The organism is Citrobacter sp. 21OH12SH02A-Citro, assembly GCF_027919895.1.
GTDB classification, from domain to species: domain Bacteria; phylum Pseudomonadota; class Gammaproteobacteria; order Enterobacterales; family Enterobacteriaceae; genus Citrobacter; species Citrobacter braakii.
The window spans coordinates 3,956,382-3,972,385 of record NZ_CP114801.1 but is presented as its reverse complement, the minus strand read 5'-3'; the positions used below and the strand labels follow the sequence as shown (position 1 = coordinate 3,972,385).

Sequence of the window (16,004 nt, the reverse complement as noted above, 5' to 3'; positions counted from 1 at the left end):
GCGTTGCGCTAATATAGGGTAACTCCTGATTTATTAAAACCAAATATCAAGCATTAGAATGTAAGGTAAGTAAAAAACCATGACCATTGCTCTGGAACTTCAACAACTTAAAAAAACCTATCCCGGTGGCGTTCAGGCGTTACGCGGAATAGATTTGCAAGTCGAAGCGGGGGATTTTTATGCGCTTTTGGGACCGAATGGCGCAGGCAAGTCCACCACCATCGGGATAATCAGCTCGCTGGTGAATAAAACCTCTGGGCGGGTGAGCGTCTTCGGATACGATCTTGAAAAAGATACCGTTAATGCGAAACGCCAGCTTGGTCTGGTACCGCAGGAGTTTAACTTTAACCCGTTTGAAACCGTGCAGCAGATCGTAGTCAACCAGGCGGGTTATTACGGCGTTGAGTATAAAGAGGCGGTCAAACGCAGCGAATTATATTTAAAGCAGCTCGATTTATGGGAAAAACGTAACGAGCGCGCGCGCATGCTCTCCGGCGGGATGAAACGCCGTCTGATGATTGCCCGCGCACTAATGCACGAGCCTAAATTACTCATCCTTGATGAACCGACGGCGGGGGTCGACATTGAGCTGCGTCGTTCAATGTGGGGTTTTTTAAAGGATTTAAACGACAAAGGCACCACGATTATTCTGACCACTCACTATCTCGAAGAAGCGGAAATGCTGTGTCGCAACATCGGCATTATTCAGCACGGCGAGCTGGTGGAAAACACCTCGATGAAGAGCCTGCTCTCTAAGCTGAAATCCGAGACCTTTATTCTCGATCTGGCGCCGAAAAGCCCGCTGCCAAAACTGGAAGGCTATCATTACCGGCTGGTGGATACCTCCACGCTGGAAGTTGAAGTACTGCGTGAACAGGGGGTCAACAGCGTGTTCTCACAGCTGAGCGCCCAGGGCATTCAGGTATTGAGTATGCGAAACAAAGCGAACCGACTGGAAGAACTGTTTGTTTCTCTGGTGCATGAAAAACAAGGAGATCGCGCATGATGCAGCTTTATTGGGTTGCGCTGAAAAGCATCTGGGCGAAAGAGATCCACCGCTTTATGCGTATCTGGGTCCAGACTCTGGTTCCTCCCGTCATTACTATGACGCTCTATTTTATTATCTTTGGTAACCTGATCGGCTCGCGAATCGGCGAAATGCATGGTTTTAGCTACATGCAGTTTATCGTGCCAGGGCTGATTATGATGGCGGTAATTACCAACTCGTACGCTAACGTGGCATCGTCATTCTTCAGCGCCAAGTTTCAACGCAACATTGAAGAGTTACTGGTCGCTCCGGTACCGACGCACGTGATCATCGCCGGCTTTGTTGGCGGCGGCGTGGCGCGTGGCCTGTGCGTAGGGATCCTGGTAACAGCGATTTCGTTGTTCTTTGTGCCGTTCCAGGTGCATTCCTGGGTCTTTGTGGCGCTTACGCTGGTGTTAACGGCGGTGCTGTTTTCGTTGGCCGGTCTGTTGAACGCGGTTTTCGCTAAAACCTTTGACGATATCAGCCTGATCCCAACCTTCGTGCTGACTCCGCTGACCTATCTGGGCGGCGTTTTCTATTCGTTAACGTTGCTGCCGCCGTTCTGGCAGGGACTGTCGCATCTGAACCCGATTGTCTACATGATTAGCGGTTTCCGTTACGGCTTCCTGGGGATCCACGATGTTCCGCTGGTTACCACCTTTGGCGTGCTGGTGGTGTTTATCGCAGCATTTTATTTGCTGTGCTGGTACCTGATTCAGCGCGGACGCGGCCTGCGCAGCTAAGTCTTTCTTCCTCTCCTTACCCGGGAGAGGAAGACTTTTGATGCTTATCACCATTACGGATTTATCACCCTGATAAACTACTTGCCTGCTAAGGAGGTAGGCAATGCTAGGTTGGGTAATTACCTGTCATGATGATAAGGCACAGGATATGCTGCATCGTCTGGAGAAAAAGTACGGCCCGTTGGTTCAATGCCAGGCGGTGAGTTTTTGGCGTGGGCTTAGCTCGAATATGCTAAGCCGCATGATGTGCCATGCCCTGCATGCTACAGACTCTGGCGAGGGTGTGATATTCCTGACGGATATGGCCGGGGCCGCGCCTTACCGCGTGGCTTCGTTAATGAGCCATAAACATCCCCAGTGTGAAGTGATTTCAGGTATCAGTTATCCATTGCTTGAGCGAATGCTTTCGTCGCGGGAATCGATGAGCAGTTCTGCGTTTCGTGATAGCATCGTTGCGCTTGGCGGGCCCGAAGTCTCTAGCCTCTGGCATCAACAACAGAAAAATCCCCCCTTCGTGTTGAAGCATGATTTGTATGAGTATTAATCATTGGTATTGATGGCGCTTTTGCTACAATAGCCGGGGTTTCTCGCCTCGGTTATCTCATATGGTTATGCGCGTTCTGCTTGTTTTATTGCTCCTGTTTTCTGGCAGCATAGCTGCGGCTTTGCCTGCTCGCTACATGCAAACCACCGAAGCAGCCGCCGTGTGGGCGCAGATTGGCAACAAGATGGTGACGGTAGGAAATATTCGCGCCGGGCAGATCCTCGCCGTTGAGCCAATTGCGGCAGACTATTACGAATTTACCTTTGGTTTTGGTACCGGGTTTATTGATAAGGGGCATCTGGAGCCTGTGCAGGGGCGGCAGAAAGTCGACGATGGTCTGGGCGATCTCAATAAACCCCTCAGCAACCAAAGCCTGATCACCTGGAAAGATACGCCGGTTTATAACGCTCCGGATGTTGGTAGCGCCCCGTTTGGCGTGCTGGCGGATAATCTGCGTTATCCGGTTATCAGCAAGCTTAAAGACCGTCTCAACCAAACCTGGTACCAGATCCGTATTGGCGGCAGACTGGCCTATATCAGTGCTCTGGATGCGCAGGAAGACAACGGTATCCCGGTGTTAACCTATCACCATATTCTGCGCGATGAAGAGAATACCCGTTTTCGCCACACCTCCACGACAACCTCCGTACGCGCCTTCAGCAACCAGATGGCCTGGCTACAGGACCGCGGCTACACCACGTTGACGATGTACCAACTGGAAGGCTATGTTCGCAACAATATGAATCTCCCGGCGCGGGCGGTGGTGCTGACTTTTGATGATGGTTTGAAGTCGGTGAGTCGTTATGCTTACCCGATTCTGAAGCAGCACGGCATGAAGGCAACGGCGTTTATTATCTCCTCACGTATCAAGCGCCACCCGCAGAAGTGGGATCCGAAATCACTGCAGTTTATGAGCATCGCGGAACTGAATGAGATCAGGGACGTGTTCGACTTCCAGTCGCATACCCATTTTTTACATCGGGTTGATGCGAATCACCGGCCAATCCTGCTGAGTCGCAGCTATCACAATATTCTGTTTGATTTTGCCCGTTCGCGTCGGGCGTTGTCTCAGTTTAACCCTCACGTTCTTTATCTTTCTTACCCGTTTGGCGGCTATAACGCCACCGCAGTAAAAGCGGCAGGCGACGCGGGATTCCACATGGCGGTCACCACGGTGAGAGGGAAGGTTAAACCGGGGGATAATCCGTTCTTATTGAAAAGACTTTATATTTTAAGAACGGATTCGCTGGAGACGATGTCGCGGCTGATAAGTAATCAGCCGCAGGGGTAAGGGCTGTCAGGCAACCTGTACCGGAATGGCTTTCGCGGTGCGCTTCATTTCGTTGTCGCCTTCAAAGTAGGCCACTTTCGGACGCCAGGTGCGGGCTTCTTCATCAGACATGGTGACGAAGCTGGCGATAATCACAATGTCGCCGACTTCAGCACAGTGTGCCGCTGCGCCGTTCACCGAGATGATTCTGGAGCCGCGTTCAGCCGCAATCGCATAGGTTGAGAAACGTTTACCGTTGCTCACGTTCCAGATATCAATAGCTTCGTTTTCCAGAATACCAGAGGCATCGAGGAAATCCTGGTCGATGGCGCAGGAGCCTTCGTAGTGCAGGTCCGCCTGCGTGACTTTTACGCGGTGGAGCTTGCCTTGCAGCATGGTGCGAATCATAACTTCTATACCCTGTCGTTTACCTTGGCTAAGCAGGCACTACTGGCCTGCTTTGAGAAATTCTCAGGCAGTATTGCCTGATTTTTAACCCCTGTCTACTGGGCTAATGTAACGCTTTGATTATCGATCAGACGTGCCTGACCCAGCCAGGCGGCGGCCAGAATCACCGCGCGTTTACTGGTTTCCGTCAGCTCCAGCAGCGTGTCGGCATCACGAATCTGAATATCGTCGGCACGGAAGCCTTTTTCATTCAGTTCCTGCTCGGCAATGGCAATAATCTCTTCCTGGTCACGATGGCCGGCAAGCAGCTTTTCAGCGATGCCGTTCATCACTTTGTGCAGACCCGGCGCAATTTTTCGCTGCTCTGCGGTCAGATAACCGTTACGTGAGCTAAGCGCCAGACCGTCTTTGGCGCGAATAATCGGCACGCCAACGATCTCAATGTCATAACCCAGATCCGCCACCATTTTGCGGATCAGTGCGAGCTGCTGGAAATCTTTCTCGCCAAAGCAGGCGATATCTGGCTGGATCAGGTTAAACAGCTTGCTGACGATAGTGGAAACGCCACGGAAGTGGCCTGGACGGCTGGCGCCTTCCAGCATGGTGGAGAGACCGGGAACTTCAACGAAAGTCTGGCCTTCCAGACCCTGCGGGTAGATTTCCTCAACGGCTGGCGCAAAAACATAATCGACTTTACGCTTGTTCAGCTTTTCACAATCTTCCTGCAGCGTGCGTGGATAGCGCACCAGATCGTCCGGTCGGTCAAACTGCATCGGATTGACGAAAATGCTGACGATCACCACATCAGCCCGCGCTTTTGCCTCATCGACCAGCTTCATATGGCCGTCGTGCAGGTTGCCCATGGTGGGAACCAGAGCGACGCGTTTGCCTTCCTGACGCAGACGACGAATATGCTGGCGCAGCAGCGGCAGGGTTTCAATGATTAACACGACAAGACTCCTTGAGTTGCCTGAGGAACCGTAGGCCGGATAAGGCGTTTACGCCGCCATCCGGCAACATGCAGCGAACCGCCTGATGGCGCTACGCTTTTCAGGCCGATATATGGCCTGAAAAATTAGTGGAAACTGTGTTCTTCGCCCGGATAAACGCCGGACTCCACTTCAGCCATATACTGCCGCACTGCGGCGCGCATGTCGCCTGCTTCATTGAGGAAATTCTTCGCAAATTTCGGGATGTGGCCACCGGTAATACCAAAGGCATCGTGCATGACGAGGATTTGTCCATCGGTGACGTTACCAGCGCCGATACCGATAACCGGAATCGACAGCGCTTCGGTGACGCGCTTCGCCACCTCAACCGGCACGCACTCCAGCACCAGCAACTGAGCGCCAGCGGCTTCTAAGGCCAGCGCGTCATCCAGCAATACCTGCCCGGCGTCGCCGCGGCCCTGAATTTTATAGCCGCCGAAAATATTCACCGACTGCGGTGTTAATCCCAGATGACCGCAAACCGGTACGGCGCGTTCGGTGAGCATTTTTACCGTATCTACCAGCCAGGCGCCGCCTTCAATTTTGACCATATTAGCGCCCGCCCGCATCACCACCGCGGCGTTTTCAAATGCTTGTTCCGGCGTGGCGTAAGCCATAAATGGCAGGTCGGAGAGCAGCAGACAGTTGGGAGCGCCACGACGTACGGCACGAGTGTGGTAAGCAATATCTTCAACGGTGACCGGTAGGGTGGAGTCATGCCCCTGGATCGTCATGCCCAGCGAGTCGCCAACCAGCATCACATTAATGCCTTCGTCGGCAAATAACTTAGCGAAGCTGTAGTCGTAGGCGGTAATGGTCGCGAAGCGTTTTTTCTCTTGCTTGCATTTCTGCAGCAGTGAAATGGTGGTGGGTTTCATAACATTTCCTGATGATGAAAGTCATATTTATCGGCATTCTAACAGTCACATTCAGGGGGGCAATTGTTTTAAGCAACCGTTTGGCACTAAAGTAGTAAACGCTGAAGGGGAGGGGATACTTTACCAGTGTGCAGGTTTTGCGGCACCAAGATGGGTGAGGAGCTGATGCAGGCTGATACCCTCCGGGAAGATAAGCTCAGGTGCGATTTCAGCGAGCGGCCACAGCATAAAACCACGGTTTTTCATGTCGTAGTGTGGCACGGTCAGACGTTCGGTGTTAATCACTTCATCGCCAAACAGCATAATATCGAGGTCCAGAGTGCGCGGCCCCCAGCGTTCGGCTTTACGTACGCGTCCCTGTTGCAGCTCAATGCGTTGGGTATGATTAAGCAATTCTTCGGGAGCGAGAGTGGTTTCCAGCGCCACGGCAGCGTTCAGGTAATCTGGCTGATCCTGCGGGCCTAATGGCGGTGTGCGGTAAAAGGAGGAAACAGCGACGATACGGCTGTCGGGAATGTCGCCAATCGCTTTTACGGCAGCATTAACCTGCTCCAGAGGAGAGGCTAGATTACTGCCGAGAGCGATATAGGCGATGGTCACGCGGAACCTTCACGGCGCGGGGCGCGTTTACGCGGGCGACGATGACGACGGCGTTCTGGTTCTTCGTCGAGTTCGTTGAGCATGCCTTTTTGTTCCGGCGGCGCTGAAACCTGGAATTCTCCCCACCACTGCGCCAGACGCTGCAGTTCAGCGTTGTTTTCCACTTCGGCACGCAGGGCCAGCAGATCGTAAGCGGCGCGGAACTTCGGATGCTCCATCAGCTTCCAGGCGCGTTTGCCCTGGCGACGAGACATGCGTAGCTGCAACTGCCAGATATCACGGGTCAGCGAGGTCAGACGTTTCGGGATCGCCAGCGAGCGGCAGGCTTCATCCAGTACGTCGTTCATCGCCAGTGCGAAGGCATCGTAATAAGCCAGACCGCTTTCCTGGGCAATTTTCTGCGCAGCTTCCAGTAACGGATACCAGAACATGGCGGCGAACAAGAACGCCGGGTTAACGCGCATATCATTGTGGATGCGGTTATCGGTATTCTTCAGCACCTGAGCGATGATGCGTTCCATTGGGCTGTCACCGTCTTCGGTGAAATAGCGCGTAATGGTGGGGAACAGCGGCTGGAACAGGCTGTACTCACGCAGTTTTTTATAGGTTTCATACCCATAGCCCGCCTGTAACAGTTTGAGTGCTTCTTCAAACAGGCGTGCGGGGGGAATATCGTTAAGCAGTGTTGCCAGACGCGGGATTGGCTCAGCGGTTTCCGGGCTGATACGCATGTCGAGCTTGGCGGCAAAGCGCACGGCCCGCAGCATACGTACAGGGTCTTCGCGGTAGCGCGTTTCCGGATTACCGATCAGGCGAACGATGCCCTCTTCGAGATCCTGCATGCCACCAACGTAATCACGCACGGTGAAATCGGCCACGCTGTAATACAGGCTGTTAATCGTGAAGTCGCGACGCTGGGCATCTTCTTCGATGGAGCCGAAGATGTTGTCGCGCAGCAGCATACCGTTTTGTCCGCGCTGTGAGGTTGTGCGATCGGACTCGCTGCCTTCATGATGACCACGGAAAGTTGCCACTTCGATAATTTCCGGGCCAAACATGACATGGGCCAGACGGAAACGGCGACCAACCAGACGACAGTTACGAAACAGTTTTCGCACCTGATCTGGCGTGGCGTTAGTCGTGACATCAAAATCTTTCGGCTTTTTGCCCAGCAAAAGATCGCGTACGCCTCCGCCAACCAGCCATGCCTCGTATCCGGCCTTATTGAGCCTGTACATTACCTTCAGGGCATTTTCACTGATATCTTTGCGGGAGATAGAGTGCTGCTCACGCGGGATTACCGTCATATGTGGACGGGCGACGGCGAGCTCGGCCTCGCGCTCCTCGCGGCTTAGCACCTTGCGGCAAAAATTAGCGACTCGGGTAAAAATAGTGCACCTCGGTAGTGTCAAACTTCAATCAGAACAAGTGTTGCTGTGTAAAAATAGCGGCTAATCATAGCTCAGCATGATGCATTTGAGAATGGCGGATTTACGATCGCCGATTCTGGCACCGCTGTCAGACTCCAGTTTTCAATGGCAAACGTGAGAATCTGATCCACGCGCATCTCCTGCCACGGGATATCGGAGTGCTGGCCGAGAAAGCGCAGCGCAGCAACAATCACCGGGCGTGGATCGCCTTGCGGCAGTGCAGGTGCATGATTTTGTTTTGAAAGTTTAGCGCCTTGTTCGTTGAGCGCCAGCGGCAGATGAATATAGTCCGGCGCTTGCCAGCCGAACTGTTGATACAACGAAATTTGCCGTACCGTCGGTTCGATAAGATCGGCACCGCGCACAATTTCCGTCACGCCCTGGAAGTGGTCGTCTACCACCACCGCGAGGTTATAGGCAAACAGCCCGTCGCGACGGTGAATAATAAAATCTTCCTTTGCAAGCCGCGGATCAGCCTGAATCACACCGCGCAGTTGGTCCGTAAACTGCATCACCGGATGGCGTTGCTTAATGCGGACCGCCGCCTGTTCAGGCCCGTGGCGTAGTTCACGGCAATGACCGTCGTAAATACCGCCGACGCTTTGAATACGCGCGCGCGTACAGGTGCAGTAATAACTCAGATCCTGCTGATGCAGCCAGGCCAGCGCCTCGCGGTAGGCGTCATGACGCTGGGATTGCCATAAAATATCGCCATCCCAGTGCAGCCCGTAATGTTCCAGCTGACGCAGAATCGTGTCTGCAGCACCGGGAACTTCACGAGGGGGGTCAATATCTTCAATGCGTACCCGCCAGATTCCGCGACGAGCACGGGCCTGCAGGTAACTCCCGAGGGCGGCAATCAGTGAACCAAAATGGAGTTCGCCAGAGGGGGAAGGGGCGAAGCGGCCAATATAATGTGAATCGCTCATTTTGCGGGCTAACAAATAATAAGGCGGGAGAAGCTCCCGCCTGTAGTAAACGTGGTAAAAATGACCGGAATTAACCTGCCATTTGTTTTTCGCGGATTTCTGCCAGCGTTTTACAGTCGATGCACAGATCGGCTGTCGGACGCGCTTCCAGACGGCGAATACCAATTTCTACGCCGCATGATTCGCAGTAGCCGAAATCTTCGTCTTCTACTTTCTTCAGCGTCTTCTCGATCTTTTTGATCAGTTTGCGCTCACGATCACGGTTACGCAGCTCAAGGCTGAATTCTTCTTCCTGTGCGGCGCGGTCCACCGGATCAGGGAAGTTAGCCGCTTCGTCTTGCATATGAGATACGGTGCGATCAACTTCATCCCTAAGTTGATTACGCCATGCCTCAAGAATACGCCTGAAGTGCGACAGCTGGGCTTCGTTCATATACTCTTCGCCCGGTTTCTCCTGGTACGGCTCCACCCCAGCGATGGCGAGAATACTCAGGGACGATGTTTTACGGTTTTGCCCTTCTTGCATGTTGCTTCTCCTTAACACGCACTATCGATCCCCATGTTCGGGGGAAAAATCAGGTCGCTATAAATAGCAGATGCTTTTCCGGATAGCAATTATCTAAACGTAACACTTGACAACCCTGTGAGGAAAAGCGTATTTGCCCACGCGCCCAGAATACTAATTAACCGAATATTTACACCATTACAAGGTAATGGGCAACGGCTCTTTAAGAGTCATACCATGGGCAGAAAGTTCCGCTTTATAAACCAGAATTTCTACCCCCTTAAGCTGTGCTTCAACTAATAATTGCGCATATTTTGCATCGATATGGCGCGCGGGTGAAAACCGTGTAATGGCTGAATGCAACACCGCGAAAAATATCACCGCGCGCTTGCCTTCGGCCGCTACGCTCATCAATTCCCGAAGATGTTTCTGACCTCGTTCAGTGATGGCATCGGGAAAATAACCCTGATCTTTTTCCGCCAACGTGACTGATTTCACTTCAATATAGCAGTCAGGTCGGGAATCCGCCTGTAACAAAAAGTCGATGCGGCTCCCTTCGGTGCCGTATTTTACTTCACTTTTCAAGGTGCTGTAGTCTGAAACTTCCGAAATTAACGAACGCTGAATAGCCTCTTTCGTTAATCTATTGGCCCACAGCGTGTTAACACAAATAAGTGCACCGGATTGGGTTTGCGTTAATTCCCAGGTATGTGGATATTTTCGTTTAGTATTTTCTGATGTCGAATACCAGACAGTATCTCCCGGCGTTGCGCAGCCGGTCATGGCTCCCGTATTGGGGCAGTGTAGCGTTAACGTTGTGCCATCCGGTGTGATCACATCCGCTAAAAAACGCTTATAGCGCTGAATGAGCGTTGCTGGTTGTAAAGGTGGAGAAAATTGCATGAACAGTTCCTTTGATTATTCAGTCAGCGTCCAGCGTTGCAACTGCGTGTAACGCGTGCGTCCTCGCATGAATGAGGAGGAATAAAGCCCAAACTCCGTTACCGGAAACGACCAGCCAAACCCTGGCGGAGGGATAGATACCGCGTGACCGGCGTCACGCAGCAACGTGATATGCGGGTGAAACGGCTGCGGGCTCTGGTGGCACCCACTGCGTGCGGCTTGTGCCCGCAACATGTTCGCCAACTGCAGCAGCCCGCGCGGCGGCTGACGCATTCCCAACCACACGACTCGCGAGCGCAGCCATTGCCCGGCATCGTCGAGTTTGAGCGTAAAACCAGGCTGGCGAATACGCCCCGCAAGCTGCGTTAACGCATGCTGCTTCTCAGCGCTGACGTCGCCCAAAAAGGCGAGCGTCAGATGCAGATTATCGGCGGCGACGGGACGACCCGCTTCAGGGGGGAACTGCGCGGCCCGCCAGTGGATTAACTGCTCCCGAACCTCGCCAGGCAATTCAATCGCAAAGAACAGCCTTTTTGGCTCAGACATGATGGATACTCGGTTATGAATTAACGCGATGCTACAATGCAGCGCGAAGAATGTTAACCCTCTGGAGTCATTTGTGACGTCGTTGCCCGTTGCCGCCGTAGTGCCTGAACTACTTACCGCCCTTGATGCCTCGTCGCAGGTTTTGCTGACGGCGCCGACCGGTGCCGGGAAATCAACCTGGCTGCCGTTGCGACTCCTTGAACATCGCGGTATCAAGGGACGGATTATTTTGCTGGAGCCGCGGCGTCTGGCAGCACGCAATGTGGCGCAGCGGTTGGCGGAATTGCTGAATGAAAAGCCTGGCGAGACCGTGGGGTATCGCATGCGTGCGCAAAGCTGCGTAGGGCCGCAGACCCGCCTTGAGGTGGTGACGGAGGGGGTTCTGACACGCATGATCCAGCGCGACCCCGAATTGACGGGCGTTGGGCTGGTCATCCTCGACGAATTTCACGAGCGGAGTTTGCAGGCCGACCTGGCGCTGGCGCTGTTGCTGGATGTGCAGCAAGGGCTGCGTGACGATCTGAAAATATTGATCATGTCTGCCACTTTGGACAACGGGCGTTTGCAGCAGATGTTGCCTGATGCGCCGACGATCGTTTCTGAAGGCCGCGCTTTTCCCGTTGATCGACGATATCAGCCGTTGGCGGCGCATCTGCGTTTTGCTGAAGCGGTAGCGATAGCGACGGCAGAACTCCTGCGCCATGAAAGCGGGTCGCTGCTGCTGTTTTTACCGGGTGTAGGGGAAATCCAGCGCGTGCAGGAGCAACTGGCAACGCGTGTGGGCAGCGATGTGTTGTTGTGCCCACTGTACGGCGCGCTGACGCTTGCCGAGCAGCGTCAGGCGATTTTGCCCGCGCCGCAAGGCAAGCGCAAAGTGGTGCTGGCGACCAATATTGCCGAAACCAGCTTAACGATCGAAGGCATCCGGCTGGTGGTGGACTGCGCCCAGGAGCGCGTGGCGCGCTATGATGCGCGTACCGGTTTAACGCGACTGATTACCCAACGCATAAGCCAGGCCTCGATGACCCAGCGAGCGGGACGCGCGGGCCGTCTGGAACCCGGTATCTGCCTCCATTTGCTTGCCAAAGAGCAGGCGGAAAGAGCGGCGGCACAGGGAGAACCGGAGATTTTACAGAGCGACCTGTCCGGACTGCTGATGGAGTTACTGCAATGGGGATGCACCGACCCTGAGCAACTGAACTGGCTGGATACACCGCCCGCCATCAACTTGCAGGCGGCAAAGCGGCTGCTGCAGATGCTGGGGGCGCTTGAGGGTGACAGGCTCAGCGCCAGGGGGCAGAAAATGGCGACGTTGGGTAACGACCCCCGTTTAGCGGCTATGCTGGTTAGCGCCAACAATGACAATGAAGCGGCAACGGCGGCAAAACTGGCTGCGATTCTGGAAGAGCCGCCGCGCGGTGGCAGTACCGATCTGGCTGTAGCGTTTTCACGAAATCAGCCCGCCTGGCAGCAGCGCAGCCAGCAATTACTGAAACGGCTTAACGTTCGCAGCGGACAGCCGGACAGCGCGCTGCTCCCCTCATTACTGGCGCAGGCGTTTGCCGATCGGATCGCGCGTCGGCGCGGGCAGGAAGGGCGCTATCAACTGGCGAATGGCATGGGGGCAATGCTGGATGCCGATGACGCCTCCGGACGCCATGAATGGCTAATTGCGCCGCTGCTACTGCAGGGCAGCGCTTCGCCGGATGCGCGTATTCTGCTGGCTCTGCCGCTGGATATCGAAGCGCTGATACAGGCATGCCCTGAACTGCTACAACAATCTGACACCATCGAATGGGATGAAACTCAGGGAACGTTAAAAGCATTGCGTCGGTCGCGCATTGGCCAGCTAACGGTAAAAGTACAGGCGCTGGCCAAACCCTCGGAAGAGGAGTTGCACCTGGCGATGTTGAACGGCATTCGCGATAAAGGGCTAAGTGTGCTCAACTGGACGCCGGAAGCCGAGCAGTTTCGCCTGCGTCTGCAATGTGCGGCAAACTGGTTGTCAGAGTATAACTGGCCTGCGGTAGATGAGGATTCTCTGCTGGCGACGCTGGAGAGCTGGCTGCTGCCGCACATGAGCGGTGTGCATTCGCTACGCGCGTTAAAAGCGCTAAATGTGGGTCAGGCGTTGCGCGGTTTGCTGGATTGGTCAATGCTGCAACGTCTGGATAGTGAACTGCCAGCGCATTACACTGTGCCGACGGGAAGCCGGATTGCCATTCGCTATCATGAGGATAACCCTCCGGTATTGGCGGTTCGGATGCAGGAAATGTTTGGTGAAGCGAAGACCCCAACCATCGCCGAGGGGCGCGTGCCGCTGGTGCTGGAACTGCTGTCTCCGGCGCAACGACCACTACAGGTAACGAGCGATTTAAGCGCGTTCTGGCAGGGATCGTACCGTGAGGTGCAAAAAGAGATGAAAGGGCGCTATCCCAAACATGTCTGGCCGGACGATCCGGCGAATACCGCGCCAACGCGGCGAACAAAGAAGTATTCGTAATGAAACTGTAGGCCGGATAAAGCGAAGCCGTCATCCGGTATAAACACGGCAGTAAATTGAGAGATTTCTTCTTCTGTTAACTGACGGAAGAACAGAGAATCGGGCCCTTGCGCCTGAATGTTGCGGAGAAAAAGCATGGCGGGGAATGACCGCGAGCCAATTGGACGTAAAGGGAAACCCTCGCGTCCGGTGAAACAAAAGGTGAGCCGTCGTCAACTCAGAGATGAAGAGTATGACGACGATTATGATGATGATGACTATGAGGATGAAGAACCGATGCCGCGTAAGGGTAAAGGCAAAGGGCGTAAGCCTCGTGGTAAACGCGGCTGGTTCTGGCTGCTGGTAAAACTGTCGATTGTTTTTTTGGTGCTGATCGCCATTTACGGCGTTTATCTGGACCAAAAAATCCGCAGCCGTATAGATGGTAAAGTCTGGCAGCTTCCTGCGGCAGTATATGGCCGTATGGTTAACCTTGAGCCAGAAATGCCGATCGGCAAGAACGAGATGGTGAAACTGCTGGAGGCTACGCAGTATCGTCAGGTGACGAAGATGACGCGCCCTGGCGAATTCACCGTGCAGGCGAAAAGCATCGAGATGATCCGTCGTCCGTTTGATTTTCCGGACAGTAAAGAAGGACAGGTGCGCGCGCGTCTGACCTTTGATGGCGACCATCTGGATACCATCGAGAATATGGATAACAACCGCCAGTTCGGTTTCTTCCGTCTCGATCCGCGGCTGATTACCATGCTTTCTTCGCCTAACGGTGAGCAGCGCCTGTTTGTCCCGCGCAGTGGATTCCCGGATCTGCTGGTGGACACGCTGCTGGCGACCGAAGATCGTCACTTCTATGAGCATGACGGTATCAGCCTCTATTCCATTGGCCGCGCGGTGCTGGCGAACCTGACGGCGGGGCGCACGGTACAAGGGGCCAGTACGCTGACCCAGCAACTGGTGAAAAACCTGTTCCTGTCCAGCGAACGTTCCTACTGGCGTAAGGCCAACGAAGCCTATATGGCGCTGATCATGGATGCGCGTTACAGCAAAGACCGCATTCTTGAGCTGTACATGAACGAAGTCTATCTCGGTCAAAGCGGTGACAATGAGATCCGCGGCTTCCCGCTGGCAAGCCTCTACTACTTTGGCCGTCCGGTGGAAGAGCTGAGCCTCGACCAGCAGGCGCTGCTGGTAGGGATGGTTAAAGGAGCGTCAATCTATAACCCGTGGCGTAACCCGAAGCTGGCACTGGAGCGTCGTAACCTGGTGCTGCGTTTACTACAACAGCAGCAGATTATCGACCAGGATCTGTATGACATGCTGAGCGCGCGTCCGTTAGGCGTACAGCCGCGTGGTGGGGTGATCTCACCGCAGCCCGCCTTTATGCAGATGGTGCGCCAGGAGCTACAGGCAAAGCTGGGCGATAAAGTTAAAGACCTCTCCGGCGTGAAGATTTTCACCACCTTTGATTCCGTGGCGCAGGATGCTGCAGAAAAAGCGGCGGTGGAAGGTATTCCGGTGCTGAAGAAACAACGTAAGCTGAGCGATCTGGAAACCGCGATTGTGGTGGTCGACCGCTTTAGCGGCGAAGTGCGTGCCATGGTTGGTGGGGCAGAACCGCAGTTCGCTGGTTATAACCGTGCGATGCAGGCACGTCGTTCGATTGGTTCTTTGGCTAAACCAGCGACCTATCTGACCGCGCTCAGCCAGCCGAAGCTGTATCGTCTAAATACTTGGATTGCCGATGCCCCGATTGCGCTGCGCCAGCCTAACGGCCAGGTGTGGTCGCCGCAGAACGATGACCGTCGCTATAGCGAAAGCGGAAAAGTGATGCTGGTGGATGCGTTAACGCGCTCAATGAACGTGCCAACGGTAAATCTGGGGATGGCGCTGGGCCTGCCTGCCGTCACCGATACCTGGCTGAAGCTGGGCGCGCCGAAAGATCAGCTTAACCCGGTTCCAGCCATGCTGCTGGGGGCGTTGAACCTGACGCCGATCGAAGTGGCGCAGGCGTTCCAGACTATCGCCAGCGGCGGGAACCGCGCGCCGCTGTCGGCGCTGCGTTCGGTGATTGCCGAAGATGGGACGGTGCTGTATCAGAGCTTCCCGCAGGCCGAGCGTGCCGTTCCGGCGCAGGCGGCGTATATGACGCTGTGGACCATGCAACAGGTGGTTCAGCGTGGTACGGGCCGCCAGCTTGGCGCGAAATATCCTGGGCTTCATCTGGCAGGGAAAACCGGGACCACTAACAACAACGTGGATACCTGGTTTGCCGGGATCGACGGCAGCCAGGTAACCATCACCTGGGTGGGCCGTGATAACAACCAGCCAACCAAGCTGTACGGTGCCAGCGGTGCGATGTCGATTTATCAGCGTTATCTTGCCAACCAGACGCCAACACCGCTGGTGCTGACGCCGCCGGAAGATGTGGTGGATATGGGCGTGGACTACGACGGTAACTTTGTTTGTAGCGGGGGGATGCGTACGCTTCCGGTATGGACTACCGATCCTGATTCGCTGTGTCAGCAGGGTGAAATGATGCAACAGCCGACCGGGAATCCGTTCGATCAGTCAACGCCGCAGCAGCAGCCTCAACAGCAGCAGCAACAACCGGCGCAGCAGGAAAAGAAAGATAGCGACGGTGTCGCTGGCTGGATAAAGGATATGTTCGGCAGTAACTGATATTGCTCAAAACCCGCTTCGGCGGGTTTTTCTTCTTTGGTCCATTCTCA

At 54.5% G+C, this 16,004-nt stretch carries 15 protein-coding genes; 6 read left to right on the top strand and 9 right to left on the bottom strand.

Annotated elements, in window-relative coordinates; translation table 11 throughout:
- Nucleotides 1-79: 79 nt before the first annotated feature.
- The 4 genes from O6D90_RS19250 (at nt 80) to O6D90_RS19235 (ending at nt 3,608) form a co-directional block, all read left to right on the top strand.
- Nucleotides 80-1,006, top strand: coding sequence for an ABC transporter ATP-binding protein (locus O6D90_RS19250; protein WP_016155710.1), 927 nt, complete (start codon nt 80-82; stop codon nt 1,004-1,006).
- On the top strand, nt 1,003-1,773 hold the full coding sequence (locus O6D90_RS19245) for an ABC transporter permease (RefSeq protein ID WP_003829467.1): 771 nt from the start codon (nt 1,003-1,005) through the stop codon (nt 1,771-1,773). The genes O6D90_RS19250 and O6D90_RS19245 overlap by 4 nt, the downstream gene beginning before the upstream one ends.
- A gap of 103 nt (nt 1,774-1,876) precedes the next feature.
- On the top strand, nt 1,877-2,317 hold the full coding sequence (locus O6D90_RS19240) for a PTS sugar transporter subunit IIA (RefSeq protein ID WP_016151735.1): 441 nt from the start codon (nt 1,877-1,879) through the stop codon (nt 2,315-2,317).
- 61 nt (nt 2,318-2,378) lie between these two features.
- On the top strand, nt 2,379-3,608 hold the full coding sequence (locus O6D90_RS19235; protein WP_016151736.1) for a polysaccharide deacetylase family protein: 1,230 nt from the start codon (nt 2,379-2,381) through the stop codon (nt 3,606-3,608).
- A gap of 6 nt (nt 3,609-3,614) precedes the next feature.
- Here the strand turns inward: O6D90_RS19235 and panD are convergent, their stop codons facing one another.
- The 9 genes from panD to thpR all read right to left on the bottom strand — a co-directional run bounded on the left by panD (nt 3,615) and on the right by thpR (nt 10,775).
- A complete protein-coding gene (gene panD, locus O6D90_RS19230; RefSeq protein ID WP_016155711.1) occupies nt 3,615-3,995 on the bottom strand; it encodes an aspartate 1-decarboxylase in 381 nt (126 codons plus the stop codon).
- Nucleotides 3,996-4,090: 95 nt separating this feature from the next.
- The gene (gene panC / locus O6D90_RS19225; RefSeq protein ID WP_016151737.1) at nt 4,091-4,945 is read right to left on the bottom strand and encodes a pantoate--beta-alanine ligase; all 855 of its coding nucleotides are present in this window, start codon (nt 4,943-4,945) and stop codon (nt 4,091-4,093) included.
- 125 nt (nt 4,946-5,070) lie between these two features.
- On the bottom strand, nt 5,071-5,862 hold the full coding sequence (gene panB, locus O6D90_RS19220) for a 3-methyl-2-oxobutanoate hydroxymethyltransferase (RefSeq protein WP_016155712.1): 792 nt from the start codon (nt 5,860-5,862) through the stop codon (nt 5,071-5,073).
- Nucleotides 5,863-5,982: 120 nt separating this feature from the next.
- Nucleotides 5,983-6,462, bottom strand: a complete 480-nt coding sequence (gene folK, locus O6D90_RS19215) for a 2-amino-4-hydroxy-6-hydroxymethyldihydropteridine diphosphokinase (RefSeq protein ID WP_016155713.1) — start codon at nt 6,460-6,462, stop codon at nt 5,983-5,985.
- Entirely contained in the window at nt 6,459-7,853 is a 1,395-nt protein-coding gene (gene pcnB, locus O6D90_RS19210; RefSeq protein WP_203457720.1) for a polynucleotide adenylyltransferase PcnB, read from the bottom strand. Before pcnB ends, folK begins: the two co-directional genes overlap by 4 nt.
- 71 nt (nt 7,854-7,924) lie before the next feature.
- Nucleotides 7,925-8,821, bottom strand: coding sequence for a tRNA glutamyl-Q(34) synthetase GluQRS (gluQRS, locus tag O6D90_RS19205; RefSeq protein ID WP_016155714.1), 897 nt, complete (start codon nt 8,819-8,821; stop codon nt 7,925-7,927).
- A gap of 70 nt (nt 8,822-8,891) precedes the next feature.
- The gene (gene dksA / locus O6D90_RS19200) at nt 8,892-9,347 is read right to left on the bottom strand and encodes an RNA polymerase-binding protein DksA (protein ID WP_003018625.1); all 456 of its coding nucleotides are present in this window, start codon (nt 9,345-9,347) and stop codon (nt 8,892-8,894) included.
- Between the two features lie 177 nt (nt 9,348-9,524).
- Nucleotides 9,525-10,229 (bottom strand): DNA/RNA nuclease SfsA, encoded by a 705-nt coding sequence (sfsA, locus tag O6D90_RS19195; RefSeq protein WP_016155715.1) that lies wholly within the window; start codon nt 10,227-10,229, stop codon nt 9,525-9,527.
- Nucleotides 10,230-10,244: 15 nt separating this feature from the next.
- Nucleotides 10,245-10,775 (bottom strand): RNA 2',3'-cyclic phosphodiesterase, encoded by a 531-nt coding sequence (thpR, locus tag O6D90_RS19190; protein ID WP_016155716.1) that lies wholly within the window; start codon nt 10,773-10,775, stop codon nt 10,245-10,247.
- 73 nt (nt 10,776-10,848) lie between these two features.
- Here thpR and hrpB point away from each other — a divergent pair, with 73 nt between their 5' ends.
- Nucleotides 10,849-13,278: an ATP-dependent helicase HrpB gene (hrpB, locus tag O6D90_RS19185; protein WP_016155717.1), complete on the top strand. Its 2,430-nt coding sequence runs from the start codon at nt 10,849-10,851 to the stop codon at nt 13,276-13,278.
- Between the two features lie 135 nt (nt 13,279-13,413).
- Nucleotides 13,414-15,954: a bifunctional glycosyl transferase/transpeptidase gene (mrcB, locus tag O6D90_RS19180; RefSeq protein ID WP_016151745.1), complete on the top strand. Its 2,541-nt coding sequence runs from the start codon at nt 13,414-13,416 to the stop codon at nt 15,952-15,954.
- Nucleotides 15,955-16,004 lie beyond the last annotated feature (50 nt).